The sequence below is a fragment of the Serratia inhibens genome (genome assembly GCF_003591175.1).
Taxonomy (GTDB): Bacteria; Pseudomonadota; Gammaproteobacteria; order Enterobacterales; family Enterobacteriaceae; genus Serratia; species Serratia inhibens.
Genome location: NZ_QYYG01000010.1, coordinates 82964 through 101729 on the forward strand (window position 1 = coordinate 82964; position 18766 = coordinate 101729).

Consider the following 18766-nt stretch of genomic DNA (forward strand, 5'->3'; position numbering starts at 1 on the left):
GAATTATCAGCGCTTTTTTATTAAGTCAACGGACCTGTGTCTCAGGCCGCCTGATGGGGGCGATGTGTCACATCGCCACGCCCCTTTAGCAAACCTTCAACGGAAATATCTTCATCCAACGCATCCCAATGGATCCCACAAGCACTCAGCTCATAGCAAGCACGTTGTTCATCCGTTGCATTCAGCAGCCGGGGGAACCAGGTTAATGGCACGCCAATAATTCTGGCATCGCTCAGTTCCACCCACATTGTCACCTCATCAAAGCTGACAGCTTTAGCTGAAATACTCATTCCAGGCCTCCAAAAACAGCGACTGGTGATCTTCGATAATTCCAGTTAACTCTTTTAATACTCTGGAATTAAACCCATCATTGCGTGCCAGTTGCACAACCGGCGTCAACCAGAACTTGGCTTCCGTCCCCGCGTCTCTGACATGAATATGAGCAGGTTCTAACGGATCGCCTTCATTTGAGTAAAAGAAGAACTTATACCCTTTAAAACGAAATATCACTGGCATCAATGCAAAATCCTTTTGTCAATTGATTATAGTTTAGCCAGTTTGTCAGATAGTCGTCAGCAGGTCAAAAAACGCTCCGATAGCGGTAAGGCTCATGTTACTTCAATGCGTTAAGCAGGTCTTTACGCTGGGTTTCCAGGCCGGTAACCCGGTTGCAGACGTCGTGACCAAAGTTCTGGAAATCCTGCTCCTGGTTGTTCCATTCGTTCTGAATCGCCTTCTGCAGGCCGCCCAGATTGCCCATAATCGCCTGCAACGGGTTACCGCCGCTGCTGGCGGCCTGCTTGACGCCCATCTCGTTCAGGCTGTCTTGCAGTACGCCGCCCATGCTTTGCTGCACGAGATTGCGGCCATCCTGCTCAACCTGGTCGATCGCCTTGTGGTGGAAGGCCAGGCCGTCGCTGCGGTGTTCGATAATGCGGTTCATCTGCTGCTTAAGTTGGTCGTTCAGCGTGGTCAGGCGATTGCGTACATTGCTGTCGCTACCCAATTCCTTCACGATCACCTTGTCCAGCGCCACCCGCGCTTTTTCCAGATGCTGCTGCGCACCCTTGTCGATCCACGGCAGTTCTTTGCGTAGCGCACTCTGGTAACTGAAAGCTTTCTGGCGCTGGCTGTCGTTGAGGCTCAGAGCCTGGCCGTTACGGGTGACATCGCCATCCGCCGAAATCTGCAGATTGCCGCTGGCGCCAGTCACCTGCACGTTCTGCGGGCTGATAACCACGTCGTCCTGAGGTTTAACGCTGCACTGATATTCGGCATGCGCCTGTGAAGCGGTCAACAGCAGTAAGGCTAACCCGGTTTTCTTTAACATATTTTCTCCTGACTCCCTTCCGTGGTGGGATTAAAAAATCGAACGGCTAATCCGTTGAGACAACAGTTCCAGTGCCGCAGTTCCCGCCAGGGAGTTACCGGACGCATCCAGTTCCGGCGACCAGACGGCGATCGACAGCTCATCGGGCACGATAGCGACAATGCCGCCGCCCACGCCGGATTTGCCCGGCATCCCTACCCGATAAGCAAACTCCCCCGCGCCGTCGTACATACCGCTGGTCATCATCAGCGCATTGATCTGGCGGGCTTGCAGCGGGCTTATCACTTCGCGCCCACTGAGGTCACGCCCGTGATTGGCCAGATAGGCAAAGCTGCGCGCCAGCTCCACGCAGCTCATGCGCAGCGCACAGTAGTGGAAATAGGTTTGCAGAACGGTGAGCACGTCGTTTTCGAAGTTGCCGAACGACTTCATCAAATAGGCTATCGCCGCATTGCGATCGGAGTGTTCGAACTCGGAGCGCGCCACGCGGGAGTCATAAGCCAGATCGTCTTCGCCGGTCAGTTGCCGCACCACTTCCAGCATCCGCTGTTTAGGAGCACTGAGCCGGGTTTGCAGCATGTCGCACACCACCAGCGCGCCGGGGTTGATAAACGGATTGCGCGGCTTGCCCTGTTCCATTTCCAACTGCAACAACGAGTTGAACGGCAAGCCGGAGGGCTCTTTACCGACCCGTTGCCAGATCTCGTGTTCCTGGTAGCGCGTCAGCGCCAGCGTCAGGCTCAGCACCTTGGAAATAGACTGAATAGAGAAACGTTCCGTGGCGTCCCCGGCCTGGAACATCTCGCCGTCGACGGTGCAAACGGCGATCGCCAGACGGTCGGCGGCCACTTCCGCCAGCGCCGGTATATAGTCCGCCACCTTCCCTTTGCCAATCAGCGGGCGCACCTGTTGCAGGATGTCATCCAGCAACGCGTTATCCAATGTCGTTACCACCTCGGTCACACTCCGGACAAAATAAAGGTGCCGTTAAGGCACCTTAAATCAATGAACAACGCGGCGCGATGCCGCACTCATCAAGCTGAGAAAATCAATCCCACCAGATATCGAACAGATCGCTGACTTTAACGTCAGACAGCTTGCGCGCTTCCAGCCATTTTTTGACCAGCTCGCGCTGTTCGTCGGTGCAATGGCCGATGGTTTGCAGGCAGATTAACCCTTCCCACTGCAGGTAGCCGCTGCCGTCAAACGCCAGGCCATTCGGCTCAATCATTTCGTCGATGAAAGCGTCCAGCGTGCTGTCGATATCCTCAACCGCGGTGCCTTCGGCAAAGCGCCATGCTACGGAGAAACCCAGCTCCTGAAACTCTTCAATGTGTAACTTTTTACGTAAACGACGACTGCGGTTCTTAGCCATTATTCTTTCCTCTCAAACATCAAATCCCAAACGCCATGTCCCAGACGCTGGCCGCGTAATTCAAATTTTGTCAGCGGGCGTGAATCCGGACGCGGCACGTAATCATTATCGCTGGAAAGATTACGGTAGCCTGAGATCCCGTTCATAACCTCTAACATATGTTCTGCATAAGGTTGCCAGTCGGTGGCCATATGGAACACGCCGCCGACTTTCAGTTTGCGCCGCACCAGTTCAACGAACGGCGTCTGTACGATGCGGCGTTTGTTGTGGCGCGCCTTGTGCCACGGATCGGGGAAAAACAGCTGCACCATGTCCAGCGACCCGTCCGGGATCATATTCTCCAGCACCTCAACCGCATCGTGACACATCACGCGCAGGTTGCTCAATTCCGCTTCTGTGGCGTCAGCCAGGCAAGCGCCCACGCCCGGCGAATGCACCTCAATCCCCAGGAAGTTCTGCTGTGGATTGTTGCTCGCCATGGTCACCAGCGAGGCGCCCATGCCAAAACCGATCTCCAGCACGGTCGGCGCTTCGCGCCCGAACAGTGCGGCGATATCGACAGGTTCAGCCTGATACTCCACGCCCATCACCGGCCAATAGTTGTCCAGCGCGTGCTGCTGGCCTTTGGTCAACCGCCCCTGGCGGCGGACAAAACTGCGGATACGGCGCATCGCGCGGCCGTTCTCATCAAATTCCGGGGAGATGACGTCATTAATCATAGTGCTTTCTGTCTGTTTGGCTGCCAATTAGGGAAACGCGCATTATGCAAAGATACCTTGGTTTAGCAAGTGTTCATCTTGATACCTGCCGTGCGACGTCGGAAAGTTCCGGTTTACAGCAACATGACTCTATGCTGCAATCTCGCTTCATTTTCTGCCGGATATCGAATCTGCTTATGATGCAAGCACAACAGTTCGCACAGGTGGTGCTTGACTGGTACCAGCGTTACGGCCGTAAAACCCTGCCGTGGCAGCTTGATAAAACCGCCTATCAAGTATGGCTCTCCGAGGTCATGTTGCAACAAACTCAGGTTGCCACCGTTATTCCTTACTTCCAGCGTTTTATGGCACGCTTTCCCAACGTACGCGCCTTGGCAGAAGCGCCGCTGGACGAAGTGCTGCACCTGTGGACCGGCCTGGGCTACTACGCCCGAGCGCGCAACCTGCACAAGGCTGCGCAAACCATTGTCGCACAGCACGGCGGCGAGTTCCCGACAACCTTTGAAGAAATCGCCGCTTTGCCCGGCATCGGCCGCTCAACCGCCGGTGCGGTGCTGTCGCTGGCGCTCGGCCAACACTATCCGATCCTCGACGGCAACGTGAAGCGCGTGCTGGCCCGCTGCTATGCGGTTGAAGGCTGGCCGGGCAAGAAGGATGTAGAGAACCGCCTGTGGCGGATCAGTGAAGACGTCACCCCGGCCCAGGGCGTCGGTCAGTTCAATCAGGCAATGATGGATCTGGGGGCGATGGTCTGCACCCGCTCCAAACCCAAATGCGAGCTGTGCCCCCTTAACACCGGCTGCATCGCTTACGCTAACCACAGCTGGGCAAAATACCCCGGCAAAAAACCGAAGCAGACGCTGCCGGAAAAAACCGCCTACTTTTTATTGCTGCAGAGCGGCGAGCGGGCCTGGCTGGAACAACGCCCGGCCGTGGGGCTGTGGGGCGGGCTGTTTTGCTTCCCGCAGTTCAGCGAACGCGAAGAGATGGAACTCTGGCTGCAACAGCGCGGTCTGAAAGGCAATCGCCTAGAGCAGTTGACCGCATTTCGTCATACTTTCAGCCATTTCCATCTCGATATCGTGCCAATGTGGCTGGAAATGAACGATGCCGGCGGCAGTATGGATGAGGGAATCGGTCTCTGGTATAACCTGGCGCAACCGCCCGCCGTCGGGTTGGCAGCGCCGGTTGACCGCCTGTTGCAACAGTTGGCAAAACACTCCCCGCTCCAACAGGGTTTATTTGGCGCTAGCGCCATTGATGAGGAATTAGCATGAGCAGAACCATTTTTTGTACCTTCTTGCAGCGCGATGCCGAAGGGCAGGACTTCCAACTTTATCCAGGGGACATCGGCAAACGCATCTATAACGAGATCTCGAAAGAGGCCTGGGCCGAATGGATGAAAAAACAAACCATGCTGATCAACGAGAAAAAGCTGAACATGATGAACGTGGATGACCGCAAACTGCTGGAAGCCGAAATGGTCAAATTCCTGTTCGAAGGGCACGACGTCCATATCGAAGGCTATACGCCACCAAGCGAATAATGCTGTTGGGGCCAGGCGCTGGCCCTTCCAAAACTTCTCGTATACGGCTTTAAGATGAAGAAAATTTTAGCTTTGCTAGTGATAGCGCCATTGCTGATTTCCTGTTCCGGCAAGAAAACCGACGAAGTCAACGAAGCCTGGGTCAAAGACACTAATGGCTTCGAGATCCTGATGGGCCAGTTTGCCCACAACATCGAGAATATCTGGGGTCTGAACGAAGTTCTGATCGCCGGGCCAAAAGATTACGTTAAATATACCGATCAGTATCAAACCCGTAGCCACATCAACTTCGATTCTGGCGCGATTACCATTGAAACCATCGCCACCACCGATCCTGCCGCTCACCTGCGCCAGGCGATCATCAGCACCCTGCTGATGGGCGACGATCCGGGTTCAATCGATCTCTATTCCGACGTCAACGATATCCAGATCAGTAAAGAGCCGTTCCTGTACGGCCAGGTGCTGGATAACAAAGGCGCGCCGATCCGCTGGGAATGGCGTGCGGCGCACTTTGCCGACTATCTGCTGCAAACCAAGCTGCAAAAACGCAACTCGGGCCTGCACGTGATTTACTCGGTCACCATTCAGTTGGTGCCAAACCACCTGGATCAACGTGCGCACAAGTACCTGCCGATGGTACGCAAGGCGTCGGAGAAATACGGTGTGGAAGAGTCGCTGATCCTGGCGATCATGCAGACCGAATCCAGCTTTAACCCGTATGCGGTAAGCGGTTCGGATGCGCTTGGCCTGATGCAGGTTGTGCAGCACACCGCCGGTAAAGACGTGTTTAAGATGCGCGGCAAATGGGGCACGCCAAGCCGCAGTTACCTGTTCGATCCGGAGAACAACATCGACACAGGTACCGCTTATCTGGCGATCCTGCAAAACAACTACCTGGGCGGCATTCAGAACCCGACATCGCGTCGCTATGCGGTGATCACCGCCTATAACGGCGGCGCAGGCAGCGTGTTGCGAGTGTTCTCCAGCGACAGAACCCGCGCGGTGAGTATCATCAACGGCATGCAGCCGGGTGACATTTACCAGACGCTGACCACCAAGCACCCGGCCAGCGAGTCACGTCGTTATCTGGTGAAGGTGAATAACGCGCAGAAGAGTTATCGCAGGAAGTAACGCACGGCGAGGTTGTTATCAATGAAAAGGGCCGGTGCTAACCGGCCCTTGTTGTTTACTGCTTGATCATATAGCCGAAAATGCGTTTCCAGCCGTGATCTTTTTTCTCGATATACACGCCCTGCAGCTCCGGCGAGAAGCCCGGCAAACGGTTGATGCCGTCTTCCAGCGCCAGGAAGTAACGCTGTACCGCTCCGCCCCACACTTCCCCCGGCACTACGCACAGCACGCCCGGCGGGTATGGTAACGCACCTTCCGCCGCAATGCGCCCTTCAGCCTGACCGATCGGCACCAGCTCAACGTTGTCGCGGATAAACTCCACGTTGGCGTCCTGCGGGTTCATCACCACCTGCGGGAAATGGTTCTGGCGGAACATCTCTTTTTGCAGCTGCTTAACGTCGAAGCTGACGTACAGATCGTGCATTTCCTGGCACAGCTGGCGAATGGTATAGCCGCGGTAGCGCTGCTCGTTCTTGCGGTACACCGTCGGCAACACTTCGCTCAGCGGCGCGTCTTCTTCCACGTAGCGTTCGAACCGCACCAGCATATCGACCAGGTGCTCCATCTTGGCCGGGTTTTCCGCCGGGGTCAGCAGGAACAGGATCGAGTTAAGATCGCATTTCTCCGGCACTATGCCGTTCTCACGCAGGAAGTTGGCCAGAATGGTGGCCGGCACGCCGAACTCGGTGTATTGGCCGGTGGCCGCGTCGATGCCCGGCGTGGTCAGCAGCAGCTTGCACGGATCAACCAGATACTGGTCCTGAGCATAGCCTTCGAAACCGTGCCATGTCTCGCCCGGCACAAAGTTGAAGAAACGGGCGTCATTGGCGATCAGGTCAGTATCGTAATCTTGCCAGTCCTTGCCCGCTACCTGCAGCGGAATAAACGGCCGGAGCTGCGAACAGCGTTCCAGCAGCTGTTTGCGCGTCTCGATGCCGAGCTTCACGCAGTCCATCCACATGCGGCGGCCGGCGGCGCCGGCATGCATCTTGGCGTTAACGTCCAGCGCGGCGAACAGCGGGTAGAACGGGCTGGTCGAGGCATGCAACATGAAAGCATTATTAAGGTGCTTATGGTTACAGTGGCGCTTCTGGCCCTTGATGTGATCGTCTTTCTTGTGGATCTGCGAGGTTTGCGAGAAACCGGCCTGCTGCTTATGCACCGACTGGGTAACAAAAATACCCGGATCGAGTTCATCCAGCTCCAGCAGCAGCGGCGAGCACTCTTTCAGCATCGGGATAAAGCCTTCGTAACCCACCCAGGCGGAGTCAAACAGGATGTAATCGCACAGGTGGCCGATGGTGTCGATCACCTGGCGCGCATTATAGATAGTGCCATCGTAAGTGCCGAGCTGAATGATCGCCAGGCGGAACGGCCGCGCCTCATTCGCCTTCTCAGGGGCTACCTCACGGATTTGCTCACGCAGATAGCGCTCGTCAAAACACCGTGAATCGATGCCGCCGATAAAACCAAACGGGTTGCGCGCGGTTTCCAGATACACCGGCGTCGCCCCGGCCTGGATCAGCGCGCCGTGGTGGTTGGATTTATGGTTGTTGCGATCGAACAGCACCAGATCGCCGCGGGTCAGCAGCGCATTGGTCACCACCTTGTTGGCCGCCGAAGTGCCGTTGAGCACGAAATAGGTTTTATCGGCGTTGAAGACCCGCGCCGCATGCTTCTGCGCATCCTTGGCCGAGCCTTCGTGGATCAGCAGGTCGCCCAACTTGACGTCGGCGTTGCACATGTCTGAACGGAAAAGCGTTTCGCCGTAGAACTCGAAAAACTTCCGGCCGGCCGGGTGCTTGCGGAAAAACTCCCCGCCCTGATGCCCCGGGCAGGCAAAAGTGGAATTTTCCATTTCCACATAAGTCTTCAGCGTCTTGAAAAACGGCGGCAGCAGCGCCTGCTCGTAGGCGTCCGCAGCGGCTTCCAGTTGCGCCATATAGAACGCCTTGCTGGCGCCTGCCAGGGCAAAGACGCCGGTAATAAACGGTAGGTAGTCCGGGGAAAGATGTTCGTCCCCTTCAACAGCAACAAACGTTGGGATCTCGAATCCGGTGGCTTTCAACTGCGCCAAAATACCGGCGTTAACGTCATCAACCGACACGACTACCGCAGCCACGTCGGTATAGTCCGTCTGTTCAATGCGGACAATCTGGCGCAGCGTTTCAATGGTGGCGACCAGGCCGGCGCTTGTTGCTATTTTCAATTCTTTCATCATGCTAACTCTCAAACGGTTAAGGATGAGGTGGTGCCACGGGGCACGGCGATGAGATAACAAAGGTTATCCCGGCAAAGTGATGTCCGGCGTTGCAGCATAAAACGCAACCGTGACCGGCTCATGATCGCGAGATCATCAGGCAGCTATCGGGGACTGGTATCGGCAGCGTCCAATAGACATCAGTAAAATCAGAGCCGCAGCTCTATTTTTAATAATGCCTAACAGCGAGCATCGGAAGATGCCTTACCGCATGGTCGGCAGGGCGTTCTTGGCGTACTGTGTTCGGGAAAGGTAACGGCGTCGTGATGGCATCTTCAGATGTCTGGTGCGCAATGGCGCTTGAGTAACAAAACCAGTCATGCCAGTAACCCTCTGACTTAAATGAGCGCAAACACCGTTAAAAGACGAAGAGTGCTAAAATTTGCGCAATGATTGCATGTTTTTTTATGAGGTTCAAGTAACAATTATGTTACTTCCCCTTGAATCCAGAACTATTTAACTTGTTGTTATTTATGACATAAAAATAAAAACCTGCAAAATCAAAATGGTATAAATACACATGTTTTCTGCATATCTATTGCTGCAGGTCGAAACAGACGCCCGCCAGCGCCCCGCCCCATTGAATGAAAAAAGAGCAACCGATCGGGTTTGTGACAGAAAGCGATTGACGATATCCGGCCAATAGGGTTAAATGCGCCCCGTTGCCCGGATAGCTCAGTCGGTAGAGCAGGGGATTGAAAATCCCCGTGTCCTTGGTTCGATTCCGAGTCCGGGCACCATATTTAGAGAACCCAGCCTATGGCTGGGTTTTTGCTTTTCAGGGATAGGACTCTCCATCGAACAAGTTCGATTATTCGGCCGAAGGCCTCACCCTGCGGGCCAACGCTGAAGCGTTGTTCAACTCGGCGCAAGCGCCGGTTGTCCGAGTCCGGGCACCATATTTAGAAGAACCCGCCTATGGCGGGTTTTTTGCTTTTCAGGGACAGGACTCTCCATCGAACAAGTTCGATTATTCGGCCGAAGGCCTCACCCTGCGGGCCAACGCTGAAGCGTTGTTCAACCCGGCGCAAGCGCCGGTTGTCCGAGTCCGGGCACCATATTTAGAAGAACCCAGCCTATGGCTGGGTTTTTGCTTTTCAGGGATAGGACTCTCCATCGAACAAGTTCGATTATTCGGCCGAAGGCCTCACCCTACGGGCCAACGCTGAAGCGTTGTTCAACCCGGCGCAAGCGCCGGTTGTCCGAGTCCGGGTACTACTTATATCAACGGCCCCGATGGAGGTCCGTTTTTGCTTTCTAATTCTGCCCCAAATCACACATATCGAATCGTTCCATTCAATCCAACCCCATCAATTCTACCCACATCAAGTCCCTCGTGAGGGTACAAATGAGGGTAGATGATGCCTCCCACCCATTTCTGATTCGGCTCACCGGCGTAAAAGTTCTGCTTCAGCAGGTTTTCAGACACTGGCAGGCCATGTTCACGGTAACTGACTGGGCCGAACCGCCGTGCGCCCTTTGCACACAGCCCTGACAGCACAGGCTGGCTGCAATGGTTTTGACGCTGTATGCAGGAAGCTCATCAGCAAGACGAGGCGGAACTGCTGGCGCGAGTGGCATCTGCACAGAGTATCAGGCTACCGTTCGCCACGGGAATATCGACGGCGCCGGCAGGTCTATATAATAGAGTCAATGTACCTGGAGTTATAAGGACCAATCCGCTGCCATAAAATCACGTACTCAAGCCTTGATTATTTTCTGAGGTAAGCTATAACTATTTTAGTTAAAGAAAACCCGAATATCCAATCCATGATTGAATGCTTTAATGAAATAGCACAAGTTAATGAGAGGATTGCAATATGGTCGGCCGTATATATTCAAATCATAATAAAACCACTATAAAATTGCATGTCAGCTCAAATTATTGAAAGGCTATAATGGTATAAAAGACCATGCAATTTTTACACTTATCTTTTAAACGATAACTTTTATATCATAAAAATTTATCATGTTTGTTTATTTTTATACAAGGACGCACGTAGTCTGATACTTGGCTTACAATCAAACACCACGCCTGTATAATTTAATTTATCAAACACCTTGCCAGATTAAAAATAACCTTAAAAATCAAAGGAAATCATAGAAAGATCGCACTAGCTACACCCATCTAAAAAACATTAAATAGTCAAGATTTGTTATCCAACGATGCCTGGTGAAATATCATTTATTATTCAACATCAGACTTCAGTGCTGTAGGTAAATTATTGTTTCATGAATTGATAGAGACCTGCGCTACATGCAAAATGATAATATTGGTCACGGATTAAAGTCTCTTGGCCGAGATCATATTACTATGAAATACCTTACCCATACCTGGGCGGAGCTCACGATACCAAGCCCTCTTGACTTCTTATCCATACACAATGTGCCAGGGAGCGCTTCAGGGATGACATCATATCAGTTTCGGGAAATTGAGTTATTTATAGGTAATAAAGATAATAATAACCTCGCAAACTATCGCAGCAACCTGGTTGCGTTCCTTGCCTTGCAAACTCATCTTAAGGAGCTTTTTTATATAATGAGGTCATCGACTTGTTGGCTCGCCATACTCCCCTCTTCCATCCGCTACTCACTGTGCAACAACGACGATGAAGCAAAAATGGTTGCGGATCTATCAACAGCGTAGCCACTACTGGCCACTTTATGAGCTGGGTGAAAAACTTGTCGATATTGCGCAAAGCTTCAAAAACTGGCGTTTCCCTGGTTGAACGCATCATTGGCGATCGTCCGGGGACTGATGGCACTAGTGGCGTGAATTATCTACGTTCGACGTTGGATAGCTCATTCTTCCCAGAACTTTATAGCATGCGTGTGCAGCTATAGCTTTATTCAGAAGAGTCTGATTATGAATTTATTACATGAAATCACCGACCCCACTGGCATGACGCGTCGGCAGGTTGCGATTGTGGGAGCGGGGCTCGCCGGCCCTTTGCTGGCCTGTCTGCTGCGGCAGCATGGATTTGAAGTGATCGTATTTGAAAAGCGCGCAGATCCGCGAACACACCCGGCTCCCGAAGGGCGTTCGCTTAATCTGGCCATTGCGGAACGTGGCCTTCAGGCGTTACGCCTGGCGGGAATTGAACAGGATGTGTTGAGTTATGCAGTCCCTGTGTCCGGCCGGATGGTACATGTGGAAGAAAAAAGCAGTTTCCATGCTTACAGTTCCAGAGAGGGCGATGTCATCTGGTCCGTGCAGCGTAGCCAACTTAATGCGCATTTACTGGATGTTGCGGAGCAGAAAGGTGTGCGGTTCTTCTTTGACATAGATTTAGTGGCGATTGATCTGCAGGCATCCCGATTAACCACTCAACATGGAACGACGTTCATTTTTGATCTGATTGTCGGTGCCGACGGTGCAAATTCCGCAGTCAGAGACGCACTAACCCGCGTTTGTGACGTTGACTGTGAATGTGAAATTTTAGCTCATGGCTATAAAGAGTTGGATATCTCTGTCGAGGCGGCGCGCCAGGCGCTTCTAAATCCTAAAGCACTTCACATCTGGCCACGTGGCGGGTATATGTGTATGGCGCTGCCTAATCATGATGGCAGTTTTACAGCTACTGCTTTCTTGCCTCTTAAAATACAGGGCCAACAGCTTTCCAGCTTTGCCGCACTCAACCACAGAGATGTAGTTCGCCAGTTCTTTAATTCTGAATTTAATGCACTTTCGCGATTGCTTTGTGATTTGGAAGCGAACTACATGGCTCGCCCTGTTGGCATGATGGCTACCCTGCACGTTTCGCGTTGGCACTATAACCAAACGGTGTTGATCGGTGATGCGGCTCACCAAATGGTACCGTTTCATGGCCAGGGTATGAACTGCGCTTTTGAAGATGCCGTGTTCCTGGCTCAGTGCCTGGCGGCACCTTCTGGGGATATAGGGAGTGCTCTCGCGCGCTACGAAACTCAACGCAAACCTGATGTTGAAGCCATTCAGGCGATGGCTTTGGACAACTACGAGGAGATGAGAGCGCGGGTCAGCTCACATGATTACTTGCTTGAACGGGAACTTTCTGCCTGGCTGGAAAAACGCTACCCACAGCGTTTTATTCCACGTTATCACATGGTGACATTCACCTGCCTGCCTTACTCGATAGCTCACAAACGGGGGAACATACAGAAAGATATACTGAAATCGGCAATTTCAGGTTGTCAGACTTTCCAGCAAATTAATCTCGTGGACGCGGAAAGAAATGTCCTGGATAAACTTTCTGAACTCCCCCTCTGACACAACTATTTCGGTTCATGGTTAGGCGTCCGGCAGGCTTCTTTTGAGGGCGACTGACCATGAACGGTAGGGTTTAACATCCCTTGATAACGCGGAGTTGTGCAGATTTATGTGTGAAAATGACTGTTTCGGTGGCGTTTTAGTCTACAACTTGTTTTTCAGGCACACTGCTCGAATGCCGGCATCAACTGCCCTTATCGTTCCAGCGTAGCGGCAATGCCGGCACTCTCCCCCTCATACATCCAGCATATTAACCTGCTATTTTCACTATTTTTTTAGCCGTTGGTAAATGTACGGTGCCGTCATGGGGGAATGACGAACCGGTGCAGAGTTCAACGGTGTCAGGGCATCATCGATGGCGCTGGCGATAACCGCACTGACGGCGATACAACCCGCCTCTCCCACGCCTTTAACACCAAGCGGATTTAACGGTGTCGGTGTTTCCAAATGCATCAGTTCGATATCGGGGATATCAGCTGTCTGGGGCATTAAAAACTGCGAAAAGGTGCTGTTTTGAACTTCTCCATGTTTATTGATTCCTAATGATTCATAAAGCGCTCCACCGATGCCTTGCGCAATCCCCCCAATTATCTGGCCACGCACGATATCGTGATTGATAATATGACCACAGTCGTGGATACAGAGATAACGAAGAAGCGTCACGTGGCCCGTGCCTGGATCTACCTCGACAATAACGGCATGCGCCCCAAACCCCCAACAGGCTCTCGGGGGGCTGAAAAAAGTGCGGCTTTCAATCCCTGGTGTTTTATCTCGAGCCAATGCCGGCCCATCATGATGTTGTCCCGCGAACTGCGTGGCTATCCTGGCGGTATCATTAAAAGCGTACCGTAACGGATTGGCGAGCGTCGCCACCGCAGCCAAAGGCATAGTTAGCGAACCGTTGCGATGACGAACCTGGCCATTTTCCAGGATGACCTCTTCAACAGAAACCCCAAACACCGCCGCAGCTTTTTGTCGTATTTCCTGGCGTACCTGGCACGCGGCCAGATAGACGGCATTTCCCGCCACAACCGTGCTGCGACTGGCGTAGGTCCCCCCGCCAAGATCAAAGGCATGGGTATCTCCGCCCAACACGATGATTTGCCTGGGAGGGACACTGAGCTGTTCCGCCACGATGCGGGTAAACAGGGCTTTATGGTCTTGTCCCTGGCAGGTGACTCCGGAGGAAACAAACACGTTACCGCTAATCGGATGCACTCTGACTATCGCCCCTTCGTAGGGGCCGATCCCCGTTCCCTCGACACAACAGGCCAGCCCTACACCAAGGTAGCGCCCCTGGGAGCGGTAACAAGCTTGCTCGGCACGAAATGTTTCAAAATTAACGGCGTTACTCAGCATGTCTAAGGCCCGTAAATATTGCCCGCTGTCCAGTTCAACGGAGGCGCCATCCTGGAACACCAGTCCCTCACGCCGGTAGGGAAATTCATCATCCCGGATCAGGTTACGTTTACGGATTTCAACTGGGTCGATTGACAGTTCAAGGGCGAGCTGGTCCAGCGCCCTCTCAATGGCAAAACAGGCATGGGGGCGGCCGCATCCTCGGTAAGGGGTGACGGGCATTGTTGGGGTATACACCACATCGCAGTCAATGTGCAGGTGAGGTATGCGATAAGGACCCGCAATAGAAGTGGCACTGACGTGAGCAACAATAATACCGTAGGGCATAAAAGCCCCACTATCGTGCTGGATATTGTCGTGCAATCCGAGTATTTCTCCATTCTTGCGGGCGTACAGGGTAAGCGAATGGATCTGCGTTCGCTCCTGTGAGGAGGCCAGAAAGTTTTCTCTCCGATCTTCCGTGTATTTAACCGGTCTCTTTAATTGCATCGCCGCGAAAGGAACCAGCAGTTCATCAGGATAAAAGAACAGCAGTTTTTGCCCAAACCCCCCGCCGACATCCGGCGCGATAACGCGTACCCGATGTTCATCCAGTTCCAGCAGTGCCGCCAATCCGTTTCTCACCGCTATAGGAGCCTGTGCCGTGTCCCATACCGTCAACTCCCCTGTTCTGTCATCAAACTCCGCAGCAACCGCCCGCGTTTCGATGGGGGCTGCGGTCGCACGATCCATGTGTACAGTCACCGTAGTGACATGGTCAGCAAGACGTTGGGCTGTCGACAACATGCCACTTTTCTGCGTAAAGCGTGCGCCAATATTATCAGACATATCAGCATGTACCCGGGGGGCTTCTTTTTGTGCCGCCTTCGCGAGGTCAATCACAAAAGGCAAGGGAGAATATTCAACGTCTACCCATGCCGCAGCATCCTCTGCGTCATAACGGCTTTCAGCCACGATCATGGCAATGGGCTGCCCCACGTAGTGAACCTCATACTCTGCCAGTGGAGACTGTGTTTTGCCCGAGATAATGGCTGGATGGGGGATCAGGAGCGGTAAGGGTGAATTCAACATGCCAATGTCTTTTGCCTGGTAAATGGCCACCACCCCCGGAGAACACTGCGCCTGGCTGATATCTACCTTTACAATCGTGGCGCGAGCGTACGTACTGCGGACAAAAGCCACATGCAGAGCCCCTGTAAAAGTGAGGTCGTCAACGAACCTGCCTTGCCCCCTGACAAACCGCTCCTCCTCGTTCAGTTGCCGGCGTTCGGACGTTGAGGTCATGATGCTGGCCAGTGCAAGGCAGAAAAGACGTCGCTTATCGCCTCCCGCATTTGTTGGTACCCGGTACAGCGGCACAAGTGTCCCGCCAATACGTGCCGGATAGCGTCCTCACCCAGTGCTGGCGTTGGCGGGTGTTGATACTGCTCGAGTAAGGTCATAATAATACCCGGTGTACAGAACCCACACTGGAAGGCCCTGTGAGTGATGAAGGCCTGTTGAAGGGGATGCAGTTGAAGTCCTGCAACAGATTCAATTGTTTGAACGGAGCAACCCGTGGCCTGCACCGCGAGCATCAGGCAAGACCGTGTGGCGCGCCCATCGACATGTACCGTACAAGCACCACAATCGCCCTGCTCACAGCCAACATGGGTGCCCGTCAGCATCAAATCCTGGCGCAGAAAATCAGACAGGGTTAACCGAACCGGTATCACACGAATGACATGTTCATCATTAACAGTAACGGCAATATTTGCCATGATCTCATGGTGAGGATCCATTCTCTCTGTCATGATTTCCCCTCTGCTTTACGACTTTTTGATGCGGCAAATGCCTGCAGTAAAGCTCGACAGACGAGTGTGCTTACAAGCTGACGCCGATAATCCGTGGCGAGTGTTGTATCGTCAGTCAGTTGAACGTGCATGGCCGCATGTTGCCCGGCCTGCACGGCCAGTGAATCTTCCGGGGATCCACCGATCAGTGCGCTTTCCAGGTCATGGCAGCGTCTAGGGGTCTCCGTTACCCCCCCGATGGCAATTTTGATGTCAGCCACCCGCCCCAGGCTATCAATAAGCACGATCACTATGGCAAGACACAGTGCACGGTCATTGGTGCGCTGTGAGTATTCGCAATATCCCCAGCTATAATCGGAGGAAGGAACCGGAAAGCAGGCTGCAGTAGCAATCTCATTTGAGGAAAGAGAGGTTTTATTATTGCTGACAAACAGTTGGTGGGCAGGGATGTATCGTTTTCCCTGGAGGGACTGCGTTACAAGCGTTCCCCCCAATAATACGAAGAGCAGAGGTATTTCGGCCCAGGCCCCACCCTGACATAAACTGCCAACAACCGTTCCCCTGTTTCTGATAGCTATCGAGCCAATGTAGCTCATCAGATGATTCATCAGTGGAAGCTGTTTTTTCACCATCGAATTCAGTTCCACGTCACGCTGCCGGGCCATGGAGCAAATAACAACCTGCCCTGATTTTTCTTCAATCACATTGCAGTCTGGAATGTTTTGGATGTCCACTAACCAGTCACAATGTAAATATCGAGAAATAAGCTGTGGTAATAAACTTTGCCCCCCGGCGAGGACTTTTCCCGCTTCACTTTGGGATAACGTTGTCAGCGCTTCTTCAAGGGTATCAGGGGCTATATACTTTAACGGCGCAATTTTCATTAGTGTGCACCAGCCTGTTGAGCAGTTTACCAAATAATCATAATTTTAGATTACCCTCATTATTTTACCATTTGCCGGTACTTTATTTTCATTCAGAGCGAGGTGAGAAGGTGAAAAAGTTGCGATGAAACCGTGATTACCGGCGTGCTCTTACCCAGTAACAGCAGAGCCTGCCAGCTTGCGAATGTGAGAGGAGCTCGTGCCTGAAAATGCCCGGTTCAGGTGCCAATTGGCAGAACAGGCTGAATTTAGCATTAAAGCCATGTGTCAGATACTTCGGGTCGTCCGTAGCGGCTGGTATGTCTGGCGTCGGCATCGTCGTCAGATAACTCCACATCAGCAGTTCCGCTCGCTGAAGGTGTAATGTATCCACGGCGGGTATTTTGCCAACCGGGAAAGAATGCGAACGGCAGTGCTTAATTATATTGAATGTGATTACAATCGCTGGCGTCGTCGCAGCGCCCATGGTATCAGCCCTGAACAATTTAAAAACCAGAACCTCGCTCAGGATTGAGTCCACTTTACGTGGGTAAGAACGGTAAAAAAATAAATACCCGCAAACAAAACGAAAACACGTCTAAAATTAATTTGGTTATTTAGTAAAATAACAACACCGGAAATTGACAAGCAGATGGATTACAACCCAAATAAAATAACCCTACTTTATGTAGTTTAAAGCCATTAACCGATAACATAAAAAAGAAGTAATTATTGAACCTCACACTAACGGATATATAATTATGCCAGCTTAAATCGATCAGATTCCTCTTATATTTCTTACACTGCTAAAAATTAATAGTTGACGCCTATTAAGTTATATCCATTTGTTTGCAATGGAACATTTTTACTGGCATCTTCCCATTATTAGCTACTATCTTAATCAGAGGCAAAAATGGAAAGACGCGATTTTATCGTAAAGACAATATTGGCAACCGCTACCCTTGCTGCAACCTACATTTCACAGGGAATATCTTCAACTACCATGGTCACTCCCAACTCCGGAGCTGAAAAGAAAAAAGATCCTAATGCTAAAACCATTGCCTTCGTCCTATTCCCGAATATGACACCCTTGGATATCGTTGGGCCTGTCACTATGCTCCAAAACCATGGTTTCAACGTTGAGTACGTCTATCATGATAAAAATCCAGTACCGACAGAGATAAATTCTCTATCATTAATTCCTACTGCTACTTTTTCTGAGTTAAACTCAGTCGATATCCTTTGCGTGACAGGCACACACAATCCTTTTAATGCTATCGCTGATAAAAAAATGCTGGATTGGATCAATACCGTTGGTAAGCGTGCAGAGTACGTCACTAGCGTATGTACTGGTGGAATTATTATTGCCGCCGCTGGTTTGCTTGATGGCTATAAGGCCTCAACTCACTGGAGTTTTCAAGACACATTGACAGCATTGGGGGCAACCCCTTCAGATGAACGCGTTACTATTGATCGGAACAGAATCACAGGTGGCGGGGTGACGGCCGGCATTGATTTTGGCCTGTATTTACTTTCTTTATTAAAAGGAAAAACTACCGCTGAGTTAATGCAGCTATTTATCCAATATGATCCCCACCCTCCATTCAACGCTGGCACCCCACAGCTGGCGGGCCAAAAACTCACTGACCAGGCGAAAGAAATGACAGCAGCCTATCTGGCCAAAGAAACACCCAACTATAAAGAAACTCTGACTGAGGCAATTGATTATAAAAAAAATTATCTATAAAAATAGATTTGTGATTTGCAATTAAAATTACTGTTGAGTGGTCAAATCCATAATAGGGATAGATGGGTACATTTTATTTTTTATACGCCTCTCGCCTATTATTGGTGATCGCATTGTCCCCATTGATGCACAACGATAGTCGGGAAAAACCGAAAATGAATTCAAGCCCTGCCCGAAATGGTAGGGCTTCTTAATGAAGATAACCTCTAGAAAAAACAGTAACAAGGCTACAGAACCCCACATGCATATCCTAAAAAATAAAAAGCCTTTAACCATATAAAATCACCGCGCTTTAAATTGGTTTTATATATCATTTAATATAAAGCCACCCTATAAGACCTCAAAATAAAATCAATTCAATAGTAATTTTTAAAATCAAAGAAAATAAACCTAT

15 protein-coding genes, 1 tRNA gene and 3 pseudogenes are annotated in these 18766 nt (G+C 51.6%); 8 read left to right on the forward strand and 11 right to left on the reverse strand.

The genetic code is table 11. The features are described 5' to 3' along the window. Positions 1–41: 41 nt before the first annotated feature. The 6 genes from D4100_RS22550 to trmB all read right to left on the reverse strand — a co-directional run bounded on the left by D4100_RS22550 (position 42) and on the right by trmB (position 3424). Complete coding sequence (locus D4100_RS22550; protein WP_013814488.1) at positions 42–290, reverse strand: DUF2442 domain-containing protein; 249 nt, start codon at positions 288–290, stop codon at positions 42–44. Further along, the gene (locus D4100_RS22555; protein WP_006327907.1) at positions 274–516 is read right to left on the reverse strand and encodes a DUF4160 domain-containing protein; all 243 of its coding nucleotides are present in this window, start codon (positions 514–516) and stop codon (positions 274–276) included. The genes D4100_RS22550 and D4100_RS22555 overlap by 17 nt, the downstream gene beginning before the upstream one ends. 97 nt (positions 517–613) lie before the next feature. Further along, positions 614–1330 carry a YggN family protein gene (locus D4100_RS22560; protein WP_004948025.1) on the reverse strand — a complete coding sequence of 239 codons (717 nt, stop codon included), beginning with the start codon at positions 1328–1330 and terminating at the stop codon, positions 614–616. Positions 1331–1360: 30 nt separating this feature from the next. Next, the gene (glsB, locus tag D4100_RS22565; RefSeq protein ID WP_065506855.1) at positions 1361–2284 is read right to left on the reverse strand and encodes a glutaminase B; all 924 of its coding nucleotides are present in this window, start codon (positions 2282–2284) and stop codon (positions 1361–1363) included. Between the two features lie 94 nt (positions 2285–2378). After that, positions 2379–2705: a YggL family protein gene (locus tag D4100_RS22570; RefSeq protein WP_065506525.1), complete on the reverse strand. Its 327-nt coding sequence runs from the start codon at positions 2703–2705 to the stop codon at positions 2379–2381. Beyond that, positions 2705–3424, reverse strand: a complete 720-nt coding sequence (gene trmB / locus D4100_RS22575) for a tRNA (guanosine(46)-N7)-methyltransferase TrmB (protein ID WP_004948035.1) — start codon at positions 3422–3424, stop codon at positions 2705–2707. Before trmB ends, D4100_RS22570 begins: the two co-directional genes overlap by 1 nt. 176 nt (positions 3425–3600) lie before the next feature. On the opposite strand from trmB, the gene mutY reads away from it, so the two are divergent. Genes mutY through mltC form a run of 3 tightly spaced genes read left to right on the forward strand, consistent with a single transcriptional unit; the run spans position 3601 to position 6101 of the window. Continuing rightward, positions 3601–4701: an A/G-specific adenine glycosylase gene (gene mutY, locus D4100_RS22580; RefSeq protein ID WP_418346459.1), complete on the forward strand. Its 1101-nt coding sequence runs from the start codon at positions 3601–3603 to the stop codon at positions 4699–4701. Beyond that, complete coding sequence (locus D4100_RS22585; RefSeq protein WP_004948040.1) at positions 4698–4970, forward strand: oxidative damage protection protein; 273 nt, start codon at positions 4698–4700, stop codon at positions 4968–4970. The genes mutY and D4100_RS22585 overlap by 4 nt, the downstream gene beginning before the upstream one ends. A 54-nt stretch (positions 4971–5024) precedes the next feature. Further along, positions 5025–6101, forward strand: coding sequence for a membrane-bound lytic murein transglycosylase MltC (gene mltC, locus D4100_RS22590; RefSeq protein ID WP_065506527.1), 1077 nt, complete (start codon positions 5025–5027; stop codon positions 6099–6101). A gap of 55 nt (positions 6102–6156) precedes the next feature. On the opposite strand, the gene speF is transcribed toward mltC, so the two are convergent. Further along, positions 6157–8319 carry an ornithine decarboxylase SpeF gene (speF, locus tag D4100_RS22595; protein ID WP_065506856.1) on the reverse strand — a complete coding sequence of 721 codons (2163 nt, stop codon included), beginning with the start codon at positions 8317–8319 and terminating at the stop codon, positions 6157–6159. A 706-nt stretch (positions 8320–9025) separates the two neighbouring features. Between speF and D4100_RS22600 the strand changes: the two genes are divergently transcribed. Beyond that, positions 9026–9101, forward strand: a tRNA-Phe gene (locus D4100_RS22600). A gap of 614 nt (positions 9102–9715) precedes the next feature. Here D4100_RS22600 and D4100_RS22605 read toward each other — a convergent pair. Then, positions 9716–9918, reverse strand: a pseudogene (locus tag D4100_RS22605) (IS3 family transposase); the annotation flags it as partial. A gap of 1309 nt (positions 9919–11227) precedes the next feature. On the opposite strand from D4100_RS22605, the gene D4100_RS22615 reads away from it, so the two are divergent. Then, complete coding sequence (locus D4100_RS22615) at positions 11228–12610, forward strand: FAD-dependent oxidoreductase (RefSeq protein WP_119805287.1); 1383 nt, start codon at positions 11228–11230, stop codon at positions 12608–12610. Positions 12611–12877: 267 nt separating this feature from the next. Here the strand turns inward: D4100_RS22615 and D4100_RS22620 are convergent, their stop codons facing one another. Genes D4100_RS22620 through D4100_RS22630 form a run of 3 tightly spaced genes read right to left on the reverse strand, consistent with a single transcriptional unit; the run spans position 12878 to position 16646 of the window. Beyond that, positions 12878–15253 carry a xanthine dehydrogenase family protein molybdopterin-binding subunit gene (locus D4100_RS22620; RefSeq protein ID WP_119805288.1) on the reverse strand — a complete coding sequence of 792 codons (2376 nt, stop codon included), beginning with the start codon at positions 15251–15253 and terminating at the stop codon, positions 12878–12880. Further along, complete coding sequence (locus D4100_RS22625) at positions 15250–15762, reverse strand: (2Fe-2S)-binding protein (RefSeq protein WP_244941693.1); 513 nt, start codon at positions 15760–15762, stop codon at positions 15250–15252. Before D4100_RS22625 ends, D4100_RS22620 begins: the two co-directional genes overlap by 4 nt. Then, entirely contained in the window at positions 15759–16646 is an 888-nt protein-coding gene (locus D4100_RS22630) for an FAD binding domain-containing protein (RefSeq protein ID WP_119805289.1), read from the reverse strand. The genes D4100_RS22625 and D4100_RS22630 overlap by 4 nt, the downstream gene beginning before the upstream one ends. 193 nt (positions 16647–16839) lie before the next feature. Between D4100_RS22630 and D4100_RS26090 the strand changes: the two are divergent. From D4100_RS26090 to D4100_RS22640, 3 genes and pseudogenes are all read left to right on the forward strand, one after another. Then, positions 16840–16995 (forward strand): annotated as a pseudogene (locus D4100_RS26090) (IS3 family transposase); the annotation flags it as partial. 15 nt (positions 16996–17010) lie between these two features. Further along, positions 17011–17160, forward strand: a pseudogene (locus tag D4100_RS22635) (IS3 family transposase); the annotation flags it as partial. A 378-nt stretch (positions 17161–17538) separates the two neighbouring features. Beyond that, on the forward strand, positions 17539–18372 hold the full coding sequence (locus tag D4100_RS22640; RefSeq protein WP_119805290.1) for a DJ-1/PfpI family protein: 834 nt from the start codon (positions 17539–17541) through the stop codon (positions 18370–18372). Positions 18373–18766: the final 394 nt, after the last annotated feature.